Source organism: Mesorhizobium sp. M1182 (assembly GCF_040318335.1).
Taxonomy (GTDB): Bacteria; Pseudomonadota; Alphaproteobacteria; order Rhizobiales; family Rhizobiaceae; genus Mesorhizobium.
Genome location: NZ_JAMYMD010000008.1, coordinates 176,044 through 192,085, shown reverse-complemented (window position 1 = coordinate 192,085; position 16,042 = coordinate 176,044). Strand labels below are relative to the sequence as shown.

Below are 16,042 nucleotides of genomic sequence, written 5' to 3'. Positions count from 1 at the left end.
CATGCGCGATATATTGAACGACCTCGAAGCTGGAAAGCAGCTCTCCGATCCGGACCCGGTGCGTCGCGCCCAGATCCAGATGAAGACGCCGCTGCCGAAGCGCTTCTACAAGACCGTCGCGGTAGCACCGGTCGAAGACGGTTTTGCCGTCCATCTCGACGGCAAGCCCGTCCGCACGCCGGCCAAGGCGCTGCTGGCGCTGCCGACCGAAAAGGCGGCTGCTCTGGTCGCCGAGGAATTCGCCGCACAGGAGGAGACCATCAACCCGGTGACGATGCCGGTGATGCGTCTGGTCAATACGGCAATCGATGGCGTCGCCAGTGATCCCCAGGCCGTGCTGGAGGACATCCTGCGCTTTGCCTCGTCCGATCTGCTCTGCTACCGCGCCGATGCGCCCCAAGGACTCGTCGACCGGCAGAACGAGCTTTGGGATCCGGTCATCGACTGGGTGCGCAGCGCTCTCGGCGCCCGGTTCCATCTTGCCGAAGGCGTGATCCATGTCGAACAGCCGCGCGAGAGTATCGCGCTGCTTGGCCAGCATCTTGCCCAACGTGCCGATCCGCTGCGCCTTGCCGCCATCCACGTCATGACGTCGCTGACCGGATCGGCGCTGCTGGCGCTGGCCGTCGACTTCGGCGAGCTCGACGGCGAGGCGGCCTGGGCTGCCGGTCATGTCGACGAGGACTGGCAGGCCGAGCAATGGGGCCATGATGCCGAGGCCGTCGCGCACCGCGCGGCCCGCAAGCGCGACATGATGGCGGCAGTCACGCTGCTCGAAGCTCTCAAAGGCTGACCGCACCGTCGTTTCTATTTCGCACTGCACATTAGACCAAAGTCATAATCCCAAAGACGGTCTGCCTCTGGACGGCGCTTTCTGTCATTTTTGTACTGGTGGCTGCACTGAGTCTGCGTTCCGAGGAAACGCGGACGATGACGCGCAGCATCGAGGACTGATGGAATCACACGGGAGGATACGCTCATGGCAATGGCATCGACCGCCGGCAAAACAAGCCGCGGCATGACGCGCGAGGAGAAGAAGGTCATCTTCGCTTCCTCGCTCGGCACCGTTTTCGAATGGTACGATTTTTATCTCTACGGCTCGCTGGCAGTGTTCATTGGCTCGACTTTTTTCAGTCCAACCATTCCGGAAGCGACGCGCAATATTTTCGCGCTGCTGGCGTTTGCCGCTGGCTTCCTCGTGCGCCCGTTCGGCGCACTGCTGTTCGGCCGCATCGGCGACCTTGTCGGCCGTAAATACACTTTCCTTGTCACCATGACGATCATGGGCCTGTCGACCTTCCTGGTCGGCTTGCTGCCTGGCTATGCGACTTTGGGCATCGCCGCTCCCGTGATCCTGATCATCTTGCGCATGTTGCAAGGCCTGGCGCTCGGTGGCGAGTATGGCGGTGCCGCCACCTATGTCGCCGAGCATGCACCCGACGATCGCCGCGGCTACTACACGTCGTGGATACAGACGACGGCAACGCTCGGCCTGTTCCTGTCGCTGATCGTCATCCTGATCGTCCAGGGGTCGATGACCAAGGAAACCTACGCCGCCTGGGGCTGGCGCATTCCGTTCATCGTTTCCTTCCTCCTCCTCGGCATTTCGATCTGGATCCGGCTGTCGCTTTCTGAATCGCCGACCTTCCAGCGCATGAAGGACGAAGGCAAAGGCTCCAAGGCGCCGCTGTCAGAAGCCTTCGGTCAGTGGAAGAACGCCAAGATCGCGCTGCTGGCGCTGCTCGGCCTCACGGCCGGTCAGGCCGTAGTTTGGTACAATGGCCAGTTCTACGCGCTGTTCTTCTTGCAGAACGTGCTCAAGGTCGATCCGCAATCGGTCAACATCATGATCGCGATTGCTCTGGCTGTTGGCTCGATCTTCTTCGTCGTGTTCGGCTGGCTCTCCGACAAGATCGGCCGCAAGCCGATTATCATGGCCGGCCTTGCACTGGCGATCGTCTGCACCTTCCCGTTGTTCAAGGCGCTGACCTGGGCAGCCAACCCGGCGCTCGCCACAGCGCAGCAGAACACCCGTGCGACGGTGACCGCGGCACCGGGAGACTGCAAGTTCCAGTTCAACCCGGTGGGCACGGCGAAGTTCACCACGTCCTGCGATATCGCCACCTCGTTTCTGACCAAGAACTCGGTGCCTTATGACGTAGTGGCCACGGCAGCGCCCGGCACTGCTGCGTCGGTCAAAATCGGCAACGAGACGGTTGAGTCGTATGACGCCACCGCAGCCGGCGATCAAGCCAAGGCCAAGGACGCTGTTTTCGCCAAGGCGGTAAACACGGCGCTTCAGGACGGCGGCTATCCGCTGAAACGGGCAGCGGCGAAGGTGCCGGATCAGAAGCTCGAAGCCTTCATCGCGGCCAATCCCGAACTGAAGCTCGATGCGGCCGCGATCCGCGCCGGCGAGAAGGCGATGGTTCCGACCGACCAGGCGATCAAGGACAAGCTGCTGACTGCCGATGAGGCTGCGGGAGCTCCCGAGGTCACCGTCTACACCGTACCGGGCGGCGGTCCCTTCGCCATGTTCGCCGACCCGGCGGCGGTCAACTGGCCGATGACGATCGGTATCCTGCTCATCCTCGTGATCTTCGTCACGATGGTCTACGGGCCGATCGCCGCGATCCTGGTCGAGATGTTCCCGACCCGCATCCGCTACACCGGCATGTCGCTGCCCTACCATATCGGCAATGGCTGGTTCGGCGGGCTGCTGCCGGCGACGGTGTTCGCGCTCAGCGCCTACAAGGGCGATATCTACTACGGACTCTGGTACCCGGTGGTGATCGCGGCGATGTCGCTGATCATCGGCATGGTCTTTGTCAGGGATACGCTCGGAACGGACCTGCACACCAAACAGTAGCCGGCCTGTCCGGTTCAAAGCAAAGCCCGGCGCGAGCGCTCGCGCCGGGCTTTTTCAATTTATCGAGCGCAGGGCTTAGCTCTTCCGATCCTGGTTCGCTTCCTCGATCGCTGCCTCATGATACCAGGCACTTCCGAAATCCGTGCGGTTGCGCAACGAAGCAAGTTCTGCCGCGAACTTAGCCTTTCCGCTTAAATTTGAGGCAGAAGCGCGCGCTGCCACGGGGAACATCAGGATTTTGGCCGACTGACGAGTGGAAGTGATTTCCATTGTCGGTTTCCTTTCTTCGACAGAACCTTGCCGATTCAACCTTTCCCCAACATAGGTTCAGCAATCGAAATAGGCAATATGATTACGAAAAGATCAGTACTTGCATATTATTTGTGCAAAATGTGCTTGTGGATGATCCGAACGCAGCATGACAGCGGACCAGCGATTTTGGGCGGATACAACCTCACTTTTGCCGCATCCATCGCCGGCGAGAATGGCACACGAATTGCATTTTAGTAATCCGGCAGGTCGGCTGCTGGATAGGCCGGCTCGCCCCGGCGCCATCCAGGGTTCGGTGATCAAGCAACGAGAGGCTAGAATGACGAAATACAAGCTCGAGTACATTTGGCTCGATGGATACACCCCGGTTCCCAATCTTCGCGGAAAGACGCAGGTCAAGGACTACGCCGAGTTTCCGACGCTCGACCAGCTTCCGCTGTGGGGCTTCGACGGTTCTTCGACCATGCAGGCCGAGGGCCACAGCTCCGACTGCGTTTTGAAGCCGGTCGCCGTTTATCCGGATCCCGCCCGCACTAATGGCGCGCTCGTCATGTGCGAGGTCATGATGCCGGACGGCGTCACGCCGCATGCGTCCAACAAACGCGCCACCATCCTCGACGACGAGGGCGCCTGGTTCGGCTTCGAGCAGGAGTATTTCTTCTACAAGGACGGCCGCCCGCTCGGCTTCCCCGAGAGCGGCTATCCGGCGCCGCAAGGCCCGTACTATACCGGCGTCGGCTATAGCAATGTCGGCTCCGTCGCCAGGCAGATCGTCGAGGAGCATCTCGACCTTTGCCTTGCCGCCGGCATCAACCATGAAGGCATCAACGCCGAAGTGGCCAAAGGCCAGTGGGAATTCCAGATCTTCGGCAAGGGCTCCAAGAAGGCCGCCGACCAGATGTGGATGGCACGCTATTTGATGCAGCGCCTGACCGAGAAATACGGCATCGACATCGAATATCACTGCAAGCCGCTCGGCGACACCGACTGGAACGGCTCGGGCATGCATGCCAACTTCTCGACAGCCTATATGCGCGAAGTCGGCGGCAAGGCGTATTTCGAAGCGCTGATGGCGGCTTTCGACAAGAACCTGATGGATCATATCGCCGTCTACGGGCCGGACAACGACAAGCGTTTGACCGGCAAGCACGAGACCGCGCCGTGGAACAGGTTCAGCTATGGCATCGCCGATCGCGGTGCCTCGATCCGCGTGCCGCACTCCTTCATCAACAACGGCTACAAGGGCTATCTCGAGGATCGCCGGCCGAATTCGCAGGGCGACCCCTACCAGATCGCCTCGCAGATATTGAAGACGATCGCCTCCGTCCCGACCAGCGCCGAGGTTTCGGCCGCGGCTTGAGCATTCGTCATGGCGTGGACCTCAGGTCTGCGCTGTGACTTTCTCTCCAATCGCACCACAATAAAAAACCCCGGCGTCTCTGCCGGGGTTTTTTTATTGGCTGCAACGATCCGGATCACACCGAATAATACATATCGTATTCGACCGGATGCGGGGTCATTTCGAAGCGCATTACCTCGGCCATCTTGAGCTCGATATAGCTGTCGATCTGGTCGTCGTCGAAGACGCCGCCGGCCTTCAGGAAGCCGCGGTCCTTGTCGAGGCTCTGCAGGGCTTCGCGCAGCGAGCCGCAGACGGTCGGGATTTTCTTCAATTCCTTCGGCGGCAGATCGTAGAGATCCTTGTCCATCGGCTGTCCCGGGTGGATCTTGTTCTTGATGCCGTCGAGGCCGGCCATCAGCATGGCGGCGAAGGCGAGATAGGGGTTCGCGCCCGGATCGGGAAAGCGGACCTCGACGCGCTTGGATTTCGGCGATGAGCCGAACGGAATGCGGCAGGAGGCCGAGCGGTTGCGTGCCGAATAGGCGAGCAGCACCGGCGCCTCATAGCCCGGCACCAGGCGCTTGTAGGAGTTGGTCAGCGGGTTGGTGAAGGCGTTGATCGCCTTGGCATGCTTGATGATGCCGCCGATATAGAACAGGCAGCTTTCCGACAGGCCGGCATATTCGTTGCCGGCGAAGGTCGGCTTGCCTTCCTTCCAGATCGACTGGTGGACATGCATGCCCGAGCCATTGTCGCCGAACACCGGCTTCGGCATGAAAGTGGCCGTCTTCCCATAGGCGTTGGCGACCTGGTGCACGACATATTTATAGATCAGCATCTTGTCGGCGTTGCGGACCAGCGTGTCGAACTTGATGCCGAGCTCGTGCTGGGCGGCGGCCACTTCGTGATGGTGCTTTTCAACGCGCACGCCCATCTCGGCGAGCACGGTGAGCATTTCCGAGCGCATGTCCTGTGCCGAATCGACCGGCGGCACCGGGAAATAACCGCCCTTGATGCGCGGCCGGTGACCGAGGTTGCCGGTCTCGTAGTCGGTATCGTCATTGGACGGCAGTTCGGTGGAATCCAGCCTGAAGCCGGTGTTGTAGGGGTCGGCCTTATACTTGACATCGTCGAAGACGAAGAACTCGGCTTCCGGGCCGACGAAGATCTGGTCGCCGATGCCTTCGGCCTTCATGTAGGCCTCGGCTTTTTTAGCGGTGCCGCGCGGGTCGCGATTGTAGGACTCCCCGGAGATCGGATCGAGGATGTCGCACAGGATGACCATGGTCGACTGCGCGAAGAACGGGTCCATATGCACCGTATCGGAATCCGGCATCAGCACCATGTCAGACTCGTTGATCGCCTTCCAGCCGGCGATCGAGGAACCATCGAACATGACGCCATCGGCAAACATGTCTTCCTCGACCTCGACGACATCCATCGTAACGTGCTGCAGTTTGCCCTTCGGATCGGTGAAGCGCAGATCGACGAACTTAACGTCGTTGTCCTTGATCTGCTTCATGATGTCTTTGGCTGTCGTCATGTCCCTGCTTCCCTATGTGATGACGTTTTGAACATGGCCTTTTAACGGGAAAATTCAGACGGCGTCCATGCCGGTTTCGCCGGTGCGAATGCGCACCACTTCCTCGATATTGGAGACGAAGATCTTACCGTCGCCGATGCGGCCGGTCTGGGCCGCCTTGCGGATGGCTTCGATCGCGGCTTCGACCGCATCGTCGCCGAGCACGACTTCGATTTTCACCTTCGGCAGGAAGTCGACGACATATTCGGCGCCGCGATAAAGCTCGGTATGGCCCTTCTGGCGGCCAAACCCTTTGGCCTCGGTAACGGTGATACCTTGCAGGCCGGCCTCCTGAAGCGCTTCCTTCACTTCGTCTAGCTTGAACGGCTTGATGATCGCTTCGATCTTTTTCATGTAAAAAGTGGCCTCCACTGCCAAAAAAGACGGGTTGTGAGCCCCGCTTGCGCCTCAATCAAGCACGAACTGTGCCAATTGATGGGGCGCCGAACGGCCTCACATGATTTGGATACCATGCCACGCGGGAATGTACATTCGCGTCATTCGCAGCGTTGGATGCGCCATGAATGCCGCGAGCCTACACACCGCCGGTCCTGCCGTCCGCACAAAAATTGGGCAGATCGGGTATTTCATGGGCAGCTGCGCGCCGTCGTCCCGAACGATGTACGCCGCCAAATTGCTTGGAGACCTTCGTGGTTTGCGTCGGATCAAAAACTGGACAATGCTTGGGGAAATGATGTGCATGTCGCCCGCATGAGCAATGAACTTCTGTCTCCGTCCGAAATGGCTGAGGCCGACCGGCTGGCGATTGCCGCTGGTCCATTCGACGGCATCGGCCTGATGCGCAATGCCGGTGCTGCGGTTGCTGCCGTAGTACTCAAGCGCTACCCGAACGCAACGCGCGTCCATGTGCTTTGCGGCCCCGGCAACAATGGCGGCGACGGCTATGTCGTGGCGCGCATCCTTCGAGAGAGCGCCGTCGACGTCTCGGTATGGGCGTCCGGATCGCCTAAAGGCGGCAGCGATGCGGCAGTCGCTGCCTCGGAGTGCCCGGTTGAAGCTCGGCCGCTGTCGGATTTCGTTGCCGAGACGGGCTCGATCGTGGTCGATGCGCTTTACGGGGCGGGGCTGTCCAAGCCGCTATCCGGCGACCCCGCCAAGGCGATCGATAATGTGGCGGAGTTGAATTCGCCGGTCGTCGCGGTCGACCTGCCGTCGGGCGTCTCCGGTGAGAGCGGCAATGTCCTCGGTCAGGCTTTCCACGCCCGAATCACCGTGACCTTTGCGCGAAAAAAGCCAGGCCATCTTTTGTTACCGGGGCGCGAGCTGTGCGGCGAAATCGTGCTCGCTGATATCGGCATAAGCGACAGTGTTGTTGCGCAGCTTGAACCACGAACATTCGAGAACATTCCGGCGCTCTGGCTTGGCCGCTTTCCGGTTCCGGCCGTCGACGCCCATAAGTATAAACGCGGCCATGTCGGCGTCTTTTCCGGCGGGCCGTCGGCGACGGGTGCTGCGCGGCTGTCGGCGCTTGCCGCGGCCAGGAGCGGGGCAGGGGCCGTCACCTTGCTGTCGCCGGCGAACGCCATCCATGTGAACGCGGCGCATCTGACCTCGATCATGCTGCGCAAGCTAGACACTGTCGCGGATGTGGACGAATTCGTCGGCAGCCGCCGGCCATCGGCCTTCGTGCTCGGCCCGGGATTTGGCATTGGTGAGAAGACGCGCGAATTCGCCCTGGCCGTGCTGAATGGCGCCCATGGGCAGGGCGGCGGGATTGAGGCCTTGGTGCTCGACGCCGACGGCGTCACCTCGTTTCGCGACGCGCCGGATGCCCTGTTCGAAGCCGCCAGCCGGCCGAGCGCGCCGGCTCTGGTGATGACGCCGCATGACGGCGAATTCGCCAGGCTTTTTTCAGATATCGCCGAGGACAAGGACCTGTCCAAACTCGCCAAGGCACGCGCCGCAGCCGAACGGGCCAACGCCACTCTCGTCTACAAGGGTGCCGACACTGTGATTGCGGCCCCCGATGGCCGGGCAGCGATCAACGACAATGGCGCGCCTTGGCTGGCCACCGCCGGTTCGGGCGACGTGCTGTCGGGTATCATCGCCGCGCTGCTGGCGCAGGGCATGCCGGCCTTTGAAGCGGCCTGTGCGGCAGTCTGGATCCATGCCGAGGCCGGCAGCCGTTTCGGACCGGGGCTGATCGCCGAGGACCTGCCGCTGGCGCTGGTGCCGGTCCTGCGCGAGCTCGTTGAAAGCCGCGGGAAGGCTGCCGAATGAACCGCCTGATTGCGCTGCTCGTTGCGATCATTAGTGCCATATCCATGGCGCAGGCCGCGAACGCCGGAACTCCGCTGACCATCGTCGACGACCCGGCCGTTCTCGCCCAGCTTGACGCCAAGGGCTTTGGCCTCGCCGGCATTTTCGGCGTCGATGGCAAGGGCGATTTGAAGACGCTTTACGACAAGGCGCCGGCCTATCACGCGATCGTCGAAACGATTGCAAGCGACGTCGCGGCATTGCGGGCCGAGATGAAGGCCGGCGGGCGCACGCTCTACGAGGTGACCGACGGCAATGTCGGCCGCATCATGGACATGCGCTGGCTGAAGACCGAGGCGGCGCGCTTCCGGCTGGTCGGTATCGTCAACAGGCTCGACCGGCGCGATTTCACCGCGCTGAAAGGTGACGGAAGTTGCGGCGAGGTGCGCCTCATCTATCGCCTAGCTTACAGTTTCCGCAAAAACGGCAAGGTTCTGGCCTCGCGTCTGCCATTCAACTTCAACGCCGTCTACAGCGTGGCGCCCGATGTCGACGGCGGTTGTGTCGGCGTCGCGGGACGCTGGGCACCACAACTCGACGAGAGCGTCGATGCCGGCTGGCTGACCGGTGGGCCGCTGGAAAGGACGGCGCTCACCTTCAAGCAGCTCGAGCTCAATGCGCAAGTGGTGCGCTTCCCCTCCGGCCAGGAGACCGAATTCGGCGGGCAGGCTGCCTATCTCATGCGAATTTTCGGCATCGATGGAGCGGCTGTCAGCGAAAAGCCGCTGGAAAACACGCCCGACGCGGCACGTCTCGCCGAAGATGCTGCGCTGAAAGCAAGACTTGCCGACTATGTCCGCACCAATGTCGCGGCGGTCGATCTCGGCGTCTACGAGATTCCCGAGGAATTCCTGGCAAGGAAGGTCATCTCTTGGTCGACCTTCGGCAGTGCGAGGCAGGCCAACCACCTGTTCACGCCACTGTTCCAGTCCGCGGATTTCGCTGGTGTCGATTTCTCTGCTATGAAGCTGGTGCGCACGCCGGAGGCACTGGCCGAGCGGCTGGACAACGGCGCCTGCCAGGGCTGCCATCAGGCGGGCTCGACCGCCGGCTTCCATTTTATCGGACTTGACGACAAGACAACCTCGCCGCTCAACCGCATCGAGGTCGGCATCTCGCCGCATCTCCACGCCGACATCCCGCGCCGCGTCGCCTGGCTGCACGCGACTACCGACGGCAAGGAACCGAACCGCTTCCGCCCGCTGTCCTTCGCGCCGCCGGCGACATGGAACGATGCCGGCGAAATTGCCTATTCGCCGGCCGAAATGGCGATGCCGTGCTTCATGCCGGAAGATGCGGCCCGCTTCGGCGCGACATGGCAATGCGGTGGCGGCACCGTCTGCACGCCGTTGACAACCGCGTCCGGCGTGCGCACCAAGCTGGCGCAATGCCTGTTGCCCAAGGACAGCGAAGATATGTTTTCCGGCCACCCTTGTTTAACGGGATCCATCGCCAGCAACCCGGCACAGCCTTTCAATGACCGGTATACCATCACCGGTCAGTTCGCCGCGTTCGCACCAAGCATTTCGCGCGCCGCCTACACCTGCCGACGCCGAAGATCGGTGTGCCGGCGGGTATCGCCTATCGCGGCTGCGATGACCGGGATCGCAGCTTTGCCGCCTTCAAGACGGGCAAGCCGATGCCGAACGAGATTTGCGGGCTGGTTGGCGGCAAGAAATTCGACACCTGCGTGGCGACCAATAATTTCGATCAGTGCCTGGGCGGCGCCGTCAATCGCGGCAATCGTCCTGCCTGCTCGGCCGACCATTTCTGCCGCGAGGATTACATGTGCCAGTCGCTGCCGCCCGATACACCCGGTATCGGCAAAGTGAAGGGCATCGGCTTCTGCTCGCCGACCTATTTTATCTTCCAGATGCGCATCGACAATCACGCCACGCCGTGGTCGGGCGCTGTCCGCGCGACGATGGGAGCCGGGTTCGGAGCAGCGGAAGCGGAATAGGCCGACGACCCTGACATTGGCCGCAGTAGCTCTAGGGCGGACAGCTATCGATCGAGGTCGTCGGCGATGTTCGATGTCCATTCACCGTCGAAATGCCGGACGCGTTCGGCGACCACCTCATCGCTCAGCAGGCTCGACAAGGCGGAAACCAGAACTGGTTCTATCTCTGGAGCCGAGCTAAATCCAAGAGCATTCAAACGTTCGGACCAGGGCGGATGATCCGCGCTTTCGTTATCTGGCGCGTCCCAGGCCTTTTGCGCATATTCTTGCAGGATGGGAAGCCTCGACAGGTGACTGGCGGCCGCCAGAATTCTTTCGAGTGGTGGACGAGGCGGTACCATGGTGCCAAGCAGTTCACGTTTAAGCGGAATATACACTTGGTAATCGAAGAACGCACTGGCGGCACCGACCAGCAGCAGGGCGCGGGCCGCTTCATATGCATCGCCGGACATCGCTGCATGACGATCCGCGTCAATTTCCGCCCGCCGCGACAACCGTATTTCTTCGCGCTCCAGCGTGCGCGACAGCGGGCCAAGCATCCAGTAGAACAGGCTGCCCGAAACTGTTTTTCCCGGTGGGGCGAAGTCGAAGATTAGATCGAAGCTCTTTTCGAGTTCGGCCAGGTTGAGCCCGCCATTTGTATCTTTATTTTTCAGATGGGCGTCCTCATGGGCCAAGATCGCCGCAAACCCCTTTTGGTCGGTCACTGCGAGCAGCGGCAGGCCCACGGTGAGAATTGCCCTGCGACCAAGCAGGCCCAGAAACGGCCGCTCTTCACCGATGCTAGCGTTGAGATCGGGGGGCTCAGCACGATGGTAGTCCGGCTGGCGCGGTGTTTGCCGGCAATACTCTCCCAGATGGCCCATAATTTCGGGGCTGATTCCCGAGTAATCCCGTCCACCTTGCTGGGTCGAAAACCGGCGAACAATGTCCCGATCAACAGAACCATGCCCAGCATCGCAGCTGGGATCGCAACAACGCCAGCCGCGATGACGGCGAGCGGATGCCGGTCGAGAAACCAGAACCATAAGACTGTTGGGCAGAACAGCGGCAGAGCGAAAAGCAGGACGGCAAACCTGCCGAAGCGCGCTCCCATGTAGAAGACCAGGCGCGACATCAACCCCTCACAGCGGAATGTTGTCGTGCTTCTTCCAGGGGTTTTGCATATCCTTGTTGCGCAGCATCCTGAGCGCGCGGGCGATGCGGCGGCGGGTTGAATGGGGCATGATCACCTCGTCGACATAGCCACGCTCGGCGGCAACGAAGGGCGACAGGAAGCGATCTTCGTAAGCCTTTGTGTGTGCTGCAATTTTCTCCGCGTCGCCGATGTCCTTGCGATAGATGATCTCGACCGCGCCCCTGGCGCCCATCACCGCAATCTGCGCCGTTGGCCAGGCATAGTTCATGTCACCGCGCAAATGCTTTGACGCCATGACGTCATAGGCGCCGCCATAGGCCTTTCTGGTGATGACGGTGATCTTTGGCACGGTCGCTTCGGCATAGGCGAACAGAAGCTTGGCGCCGTGCTTGATCAACCCGCCATATTCCTGCGCGGTGCCGGGCAGGAAGCCTGGCACGTCGACGAAGGTGACGATCGGGATCGAGAAGCAGTCGCAGAAGCGCACGAAACGAGCCGCCTTGCGGCTGGCATCCGAATCGAGCACGCCGGCCAGCACCATCGGCTGGTTGGCGACGAAGCCGACGCTGCGGCCCTCGACACGGCCGAAGCCGGTGACGATGTTCTTCGCAAAATTCTGCTGGATCTCGAAAAAGTCACCCTCGTCGGCAACTTTAAGGATCAACTCTTTGATGTCGTAGGGTTTGTTGGCGTTGTCGGGGATCAGCCTGTCGAGCGACAGATCGTGATCGGTGACCGATTGGTAGCATTCGATCTCGGGAATTTCCGCCGTGTTGGATGCGGGCAGCAGATCGACCAGCCGGCGCATCTGCAGCAGCGCCTCGACGTCATTGTCGTAGGCTCCGTCGGCGATTGAGGACTTCGTCGTGTGGACGGAAGCGCCGCCGAGGCTTTCGGCGGTGACCGTCTCGTTGGTGACGGTCTTCACTACATCCGGCCCGGTGACGAACATGTAGGAGGTGTCGCGGACCATGAAGATGAAGTCGGTCATCGCCGGCGAATAGACGTCGCCGCCGGCGCAAGGGCCCATGATCAGTGAAATCTGCGGAATGACGCCGGAGGCAAGCACATTGCGTTGGAAGATCTCGGCGTAGCCGCCGAGGGCTGCCACGCCTTCCTGGATGCGGGCGCCGCCGGCGTCATAGAGGCCGATGATCGGCGCGCGATTGCGCAGTGCCATCTCCTGCACCTTCACCACCTTTTCGGCATGCGCCTCGGACAGCGAGCCGCCGAACACGGTGAAATCCTTGGCGAAAAGATAGACCGGGCGACCGTTGACGGTGCCCCAGCCGGTAACGACGCCGTCGCCGGCGATCTTGGTTTTCTCCATGCCGAAGTCGGTCGAGCGGTGCTCGACATACATGTCGAACTCCTCGAACGAGCCCTCGTCTAGAAAGACGTCTATGCGTTCGCGGGCGGTCAGCTTGCCCTTCTTGTGCTGGGCGTCGATGCGGGCCTGGCCGCCGCCCATGCGGGCGATCTCGCGGCGGCGCTCGAGTTCCTTCAGCACGTCCTTCATGACCGGTCCCCGAAACGGAAAGCTGCATTGTGGTAATCATGCCCGCGAGAGAGCGCAAGCGCCGCTTCCTCATGGCTTTTGCTGCGCTGCAACATCAGGCCCCTTGCATTTCGATGCGAACTGGGCCATATGCGGCGGCATAGGCGCTTGGGCCGGGACACTCCGGCCTTCTCGATGAATGAGACTGGTTGCGTCTGTTTTCCCTCTTCCCGACATATCGGCAAGGTGGCGAAAAAGCCCCGTGGCATGAAGCCTGCGGGCACGACAGCGCAGCCGTGCGGACGATGACGTCCGCCCGCCTTGTCGTTTCATGACAATTTTCGACGGCAGGTTGCGCCCTGCCGCCATCGATGTTTGCGGCCAGGAGCCGCATGAAAGAAGAATATTTTGACCAATGAAAACACTTTGACCGGTAAGGACACTGCGGAACCGAACGGTTTCGCCGCACTTGGAATCACCGGCGCACTGCTCAAGGCCACCAATGCCGCCGGCTTTACCGATCCGAAGCCGATCCAGGCCCAGGCGATCCCGCCGCAGCTCGAAGGCCGCGACATTTTCGGCATCGCCCAGACCGGCTCGGGCAAGACGGCGGCGTTCGCGCTGCCGATCCTGTCGAAGATCATCGCACTTGGTACCAAGCGCCGGCCGAAGACGGCCCGAGCGCTGATCCTGGCGCCGACACGTGAACTCGCGGTGCAGATCGAGGAGATGATCAAGCTGCTCGCCAAGGGCGCGCATGTCTCGACCGCGCTCGTGCTGGGCGGCGTCTCGCGCTTCAGCCAGGTGAAGAAGGTTGCGCCCGGCGTCGACATCCTGATCGCAACGCCCGGTCGGCTGACCGACCTTGTGCGTGAAGGCGACCTGATGCTTGCCGACACCAAATGGCTGGTGCTCGACGAAGGCGACCGCATGCTCGACATGGGCTTCATCAACGACGTGAAGCGCATCGCCAAGGCGACGGCGCCGGACCGTCAGACGGTGCTGTTCTCGGCGACCATGCCGGCCGAAATCGCCGAACTGGCGAAAGGCCTGCTGAAGAACCCGATTCGCGTCGAAGTCGCTCCTCACAGCACCGCGGCCGCCGAGATCGTGCAGGGCGTCGTCTTTGCCCGCACCAAGCAGAAGCGCCAGGTGCTGGCCAACATGCTTGCCGATGAGGCGATGAAGTCCGTCATCATCTTCTCGCGCACCAAGCATGGCGCCGACAGGGTGACCAAGGATCTCGAGCGCGACGGCTTCAAGGCCGCCGTCATCCACGGCAACAAGTCGCAGAATGCCCGTCAGAAGGCACTCAACGATTTCCGTGAGGGTTCGGTGCGCATTCTCGTGGCGACCGACATTGCGGCACGCGGCATCGACGTGCCCGGCATCAGCCATGTGGTGAATTTCGACCTGCCGGACGAGGCGGAGAGCTATGTCCACCGCATCGGCCGCACCGGCCGCAACGGCATGGACGGCATCGCTATCACACTCTGCGACCCGTCTGAAAACAGCAAGCTGCGTCAGGTCGAGCGCATCATCCGCACCAAGCTGCCGATCGTTGCCGACCATCTCGGCAGCCCCGATCCGCAGCGCAATCCCGCCGAGAAGCACGAGCGCAGCTTCGAACCGGCCAATGATCGCAACGACCACAATGGCCGTCGCGACGGCAGGCGGCCCGGCGGCGCAAACAACGGCTTCGGCAAGAAGCGGTTCGGCGACAAGCCGGCCTTTGCGGGCGAGCGCAAGCCGGAAGGCGCCAAGCCCTTCAAGGGCAATAACAAGCGCCGCTTCGGCGGTAAGCGGCCAGCAGCGCGGGCCGCATAATCTGACCGTGTTGCGGTCGGCCAAGCGTGGCTTGGTAGAATACGATTGAAGAGGGCGACCGGAGCGATGCTTCGGTCGCCCTCTTGCTTGGGGCCTTTGGTTCACTTTACCACCGCCTCGACCCACACGACGATCCGCTGCGCGAGGAAAGCCGTGGTCGATGGCGACAGCGCGTCGCCGGCAATGACGTGGTTGTCCGGGTCGCCGGTATCGTCGACCGGCACCAATTCATGTCCAGCGCCCCAGCGACCCGCAAACACGATCGCTCGCCCATCACCGATCCTACTCGACTGGCGGCTTGCGGTCGAAATTCAGCGGCCGCGCATTCCAGCGGGTGACCGTGCTGATCACCCATCGGCAGAACGGCCTCGGCAGCATCCTGAGCAGCTTCAGCGTCCAACTCAGGCGGCGTGGGAAAGTGACTTCGAAGCCGCCGTATTCGATGCCTTGCGCGATGCGGCGCGAGGCCAGATTGACAGGCATCAAGCCCGGCATCGGCAGGAAGTTCTTTTCGGTCAGCCGCGTGTCGACAAAGCCCGGATTAATCACCTGGATGCGGACGTTCATCTTGTCAAAATCGTATTTCAGCGACTCGGCCAGGATATTGACGGCCGCCTTGGTGCCGCCATAGGCGGCGGTGGTGGGCCAGCCGAAATAGGCGGTGACCGAACCGATCAGCACGACGTGGCCGCGCGAGCGCACGCGCATGCGTTCGATGACCGGCAGCAGGCCGTTGATGATGCCGAAATAATTGACTTCGAAAGACCGACGAAAATTGCGCGCCACAAGATCCTCGCCCGGCGTTGCGATATAGCTTCCCGCGTTGAACACTGCCAACACGATCGGACCGAGATCTTTCTCGATCGCCGCAACCGTCTTTGCCATGCGTTTTTCGTCGGTCACGTCGCAGGGAAAGGCTGCGACACGGCCCGCCATCTGCGCCGTTTCGACGATGAGCGTATCGATCGGATGGTCATCTGGCGCAGTCACCGCGACGACATAGCCCCGAGCGGCAAGATCCTTGGCCAGCGAACGGCCGATACCGCTGCTGCCGCCCGTAATCCAGGCGACGCCATGCTTCGGATTGGCCCGATAGAGTGTCATGTTGCGCCCCGCCGGCTCTTCTTAGCCTGTGCTCTACCGGTGAAGAAATCGAATGAAAAGAGTGCTTTTCGGTACATGGTTGAAATGAATACCGATCGGGCGCCCCTGGCTGCAGGAATTGCAGTGTGCGAAATGCGACTGGACCAGGCAAATTCTTGCCTTGAAACCGAAG

At 61.5% G+C, this 16,042-nt stretch carries 14 protein-coding genes and 1 pseudogene; 7 read left to right on the top strand and 8 right to left on the bottom strand.

The window, feature by feature from the left end:
- The first annotated feature begins 1 nt into the window (after position 1).
- Complete coding sequence (locus NKH33_RS12920; RefSeq protein WP_352919803.1) at positions 2-793, top strand: ATP12 family chaperone protein; 792 nt, start codon at positions 2-4, stop codon at positions 791-793.
- Positions 794-979: 186 nt separating this feature from the next.
- Positions 980-2,869: an MFS transporter gene (locus NKH33_RS12915; RefSeq protein ID WP_352822244.1), complete on the top strand. Its 1,890-nt coding sequence runs from the start codon at positions 980-982 to the stop codon at positions 2,867-2,869.
- Between the two features lie 75 nt (positions 2,870-2,944).
- Here the strand turns inward: NKH33_RS12915 and NKH33_RS12910 are convergent, their stop codons facing one another.
- Entirely contained in the window at positions 2,945-3,139 is a 195-nt protein-coding gene (locus tag NKH33_RS12910; RefSeq protein WP_352451032.1) for a DUF2735 domain-containing protein, read from the bottom strand.
- Positions 3,140-3,458: 319 nt separating this feature from the next.
- Here NKH33_RS12910 and NKH33_RS12905 point away from each other — a divergent pair, with 319 nt between their 5' ends.
- Positions 3,459-4,499 (top strand): glutamine synthetase beta-grasp domain-containing protein, encoded by a 1,041-nt coding sequence (locus NKH33_RS12905; protein ID WP_023717535.1) that lies wholly within the window; start codon positions 3,459-3,461, stop codon positions 4,497-4,499.
- Between the two features lie 115 nt (positions 4,500-4,614).
- On the opposite strand, the gene glnA is transcribed toward NKH33_RS12905, so the two are convergent.
- Positions 4,615-6,024 (bottom strand): type I glutamate--ammonia ligase, encoded by a 1,410-nt coding sequence (gene glnA / locus NKH33_RS12900; RefSeq protein ID WP_352457514.1) that lies wholly within the window; start codon positions 6,022-6,024, stop codon positions 4,615-4,617.
- A gap of 54 nt (positions 6,025-6,078) precedes the next feature.
- Positions 6,079-6,417, bottom strand: coding sequence for a P-II family nitrogen regulator (locus tag NKH33_RS12895; protein ID WP_019857988.1), 339 nt, complete (start codon positions 6,415-6,417; stop codon positions 6,079-6,081).
- 357 nt (positions 6,418-6,774) lie between these two features.
- Between NKH33_RS12895 and NKH33_RS12890 the strand changes: the two genes are divergently transcribed.
- From NKH33_RS12890 to NKH33_RS12880, 3 genes are read left to right on the top strand one after another with little or no spacing between them, the layout of a single operon-like run.
- Positions 6,775-8,304: an NAD(P)H-hydrate dehydratase gene (locus NKH33_RS12890; protein ID WP_352471820.1), complete on the top strand. Its 1,530-nt coding sequence runs from the start codon at positions 6,775-6,777 to the stop codon at positions 8,302-8,304.
- A complete protein-coding gene (locus tag NKH33_RS12885) occupies positions 8,301-10,175 on the top strand; it encodes a hypothetical protein (RefSeq protein ID WP_352919800.1) in 1,875 nt (624 codons plus the stop codon). The genes NKH33_RS12890 and NKH33_RS12885 overlap by 4 nt, the downstream gene beginning before the upstream one ends.
- Positions 10,130-10,303, top strand: a complete 174-nt coding sequence (locus NKH33_RS12880; RefSeq protein ID WP_352919798.1) for a hypothetical protein — start codon at positions 10,130-10,132, stop codon at positions 10,301-10,303. Before NKH33_RS12885 ends, NKH33_RS12880 begins: the two co-directional genes overlap by 46 nt.
- 44 nt (positions 10,304-10,347) lie before the next feature.
- Here NKH33_RS12880 and NKH33_RS12875 read toward each other — a convergent pair whose 3' ends face one another.
- The 3 genes from NKH33_RS12875 to NKH33_RS12865 are packed head-to-tail and all read right to left on the bottom strand — an operon-like array spanning position 10,348 to position 12,960.
- Positions 10,348-11,031, bottom strand: a complete 684-nt coding sequence (locus tag NKH33_RS12875; protein WP_352919795.1) for a M48 family metalloprotease — start codon at positions 11,029-11,031, stop codon at positions 10,348-10,350.
- Complete coding sequence (locus tag NKH33_RS12870) at positions 11,007-11,420, bottom strand: hypothetical protein (RefSeq protein WP_352919792.1); 414 nt, start codon at positions 11,418-11,420, stop codon at positions 11,007-11,009. The genes NKH33_RS12875 and NKH33_RS12870 overlap by 25 nt, the downstream gene beginning before the upstream one ends.
- Positions 11,421-11,427: 7 nt before the next feature.
- Entirely contained in the window at positions 11,428-12,960 is a 1,533-nt protein-coding gene (locus NKH33_RS12865) for an acyl-CoA carboxylase subunit beta (protein ID WP_352919789.1), read from the bottom strand.
- 387 nt (positions 12,961-13,347) lie between these two features.
- Between NKH33_RS12865 and NKH33_RS12860 the strand changes: the two genes are divergently transcribed.
- Positions 13,348-14,766 carry a DEAD/DEAH box helicase gene (locus NKH33_RS12860; RefSeq protein ID WP_352833540.1) on the top strand — a complete coding sequence of 473 codons (1,419 nt, stop codon included), beginning with the start codon at positions 13,348-13,350 and terminating at the stop codon, positions 14,764-14,766.
- A 101-nt stretch (positions 14,767-14,867) separates the two neighbouring features.
- On the opposite strand, the pseudogene NKH33_RS12855 reads toward NKH33_RS12860, so the two are convergent.
- Both NKH33_RS12855 and NKH33_RS12850 read right to left on the bottom strand, forming a co-directional pair.
- Positions 14,868-15,020, bottom strand: a pseudogene (locus NKH33_RS12855) (alpha/beta hydrolase); the annotation flags it as partial.
- A 28-nt stretch (positions 15,021-15,048) separates the two neighbouring features.
- Complete coding sequence (locus tag NKH33_RS12850) at positions 15,049-15,870, bottom strand: SDR family oxidoreductase (protein ID WP_352502944.1); 822 nt, start codon at positions 15,868-15,870, stop codon at positions 15,049-15,051.
- Positions 15,871-16,042: the final 172 nt, after the last annotated feature.

What these genes read in the sequence shown, in the direction of transcription:
- NKH33_RS12920 (WP_352919803.1), top strand. Translation starts at nt 2, where the DNA reads ATGCGCGATATATTGAACGACCTCGAAGCTGGAAAGCAGCTCTCCGAT.
- NKH33_RS12915 (WP_352822244.1), top strand. Translation starts at nt 980, where the DNA reads ATGGCAATGGCATCGACCGCCGGCAAAACAAGCCGCGGCATGACGCGC.
- NKH33_RS12910 (WP_352451032.1), bottom strand. Translation starts at nt 3,139, where the DNA reads ATGGAAATCACTTCCACTCGTCAGTCGGCCAAAATCCTGATGTTCCCC.
- NKH33_RS12905 (WP_023717535.1), top strand. Translation starts at nt 3,459, where the DNA reads ATGACGAAATACAAGCTCGAGTACATTTGGCTCGATGGATACACCCCG.
- glnA (WP_352457514.1), bottom strand. Translation starts at nt 6,024, where the DNA reads ATGACGACAGCCAAAGACATCATGAAGCAGATCAAGGACAACGACGTT.
- NKH33_RS12895 (WP_019857988.1), bottom strand. Translation starts at nt 6,417, where the DNA reads ATGAAAAAGATCGAAGCGATCATCAAGCCGTTCAAGCTAGACGAAGTG.
- NKH33_RS12890 (WP_352471820.1), top strand. Translation starts at nt 6,775, where the DNA reads ATGAGCAATGAACTTCTGTCTCCGTCCGAAATGGCTGAGGCCGACCGG.
- NKH33_RS12885 (WP_352919800.1), top strand. Translation starts at nt 8,301, where the DNA reads ATGAACCGCCTGATTGCGCTGCTCGTTGCGATCATTAGTGCCATATCC.
- NKH33_RS12880 (WP_352919798.1), top strand. Translation starts at nt 10,130, where the DNA reads ATGTGCCAGTCGCTGCCGCCCGATACACCCGGTATCGGCAAAGTGAAG.
- NKH33_RS12870 (WP_352919792.1), bottom strand. Translation starts at nt 11,420, where the DNA reads ATGTCGCGCCTGGTCTTCTACATGGGAGCGCGCTTCGGCAGGTTTGCC.
- NKH33_RS12865 (WP_352919789.1), bottom strand. Translation starts at nt 12,960, where the DNA reads ATGAAGGACGTGCTGAAGGAACTCGAGCGCCGCCGCGAGATCGCCCGC.
- NKH33_RS12850 (WP_352502944.1), bottom strand. Translation starts at nt 15,870, where the DNA reads ATGACACTCTATCGGGCCAATCCGAAGCATGGCGTCGCCTGGATTACG.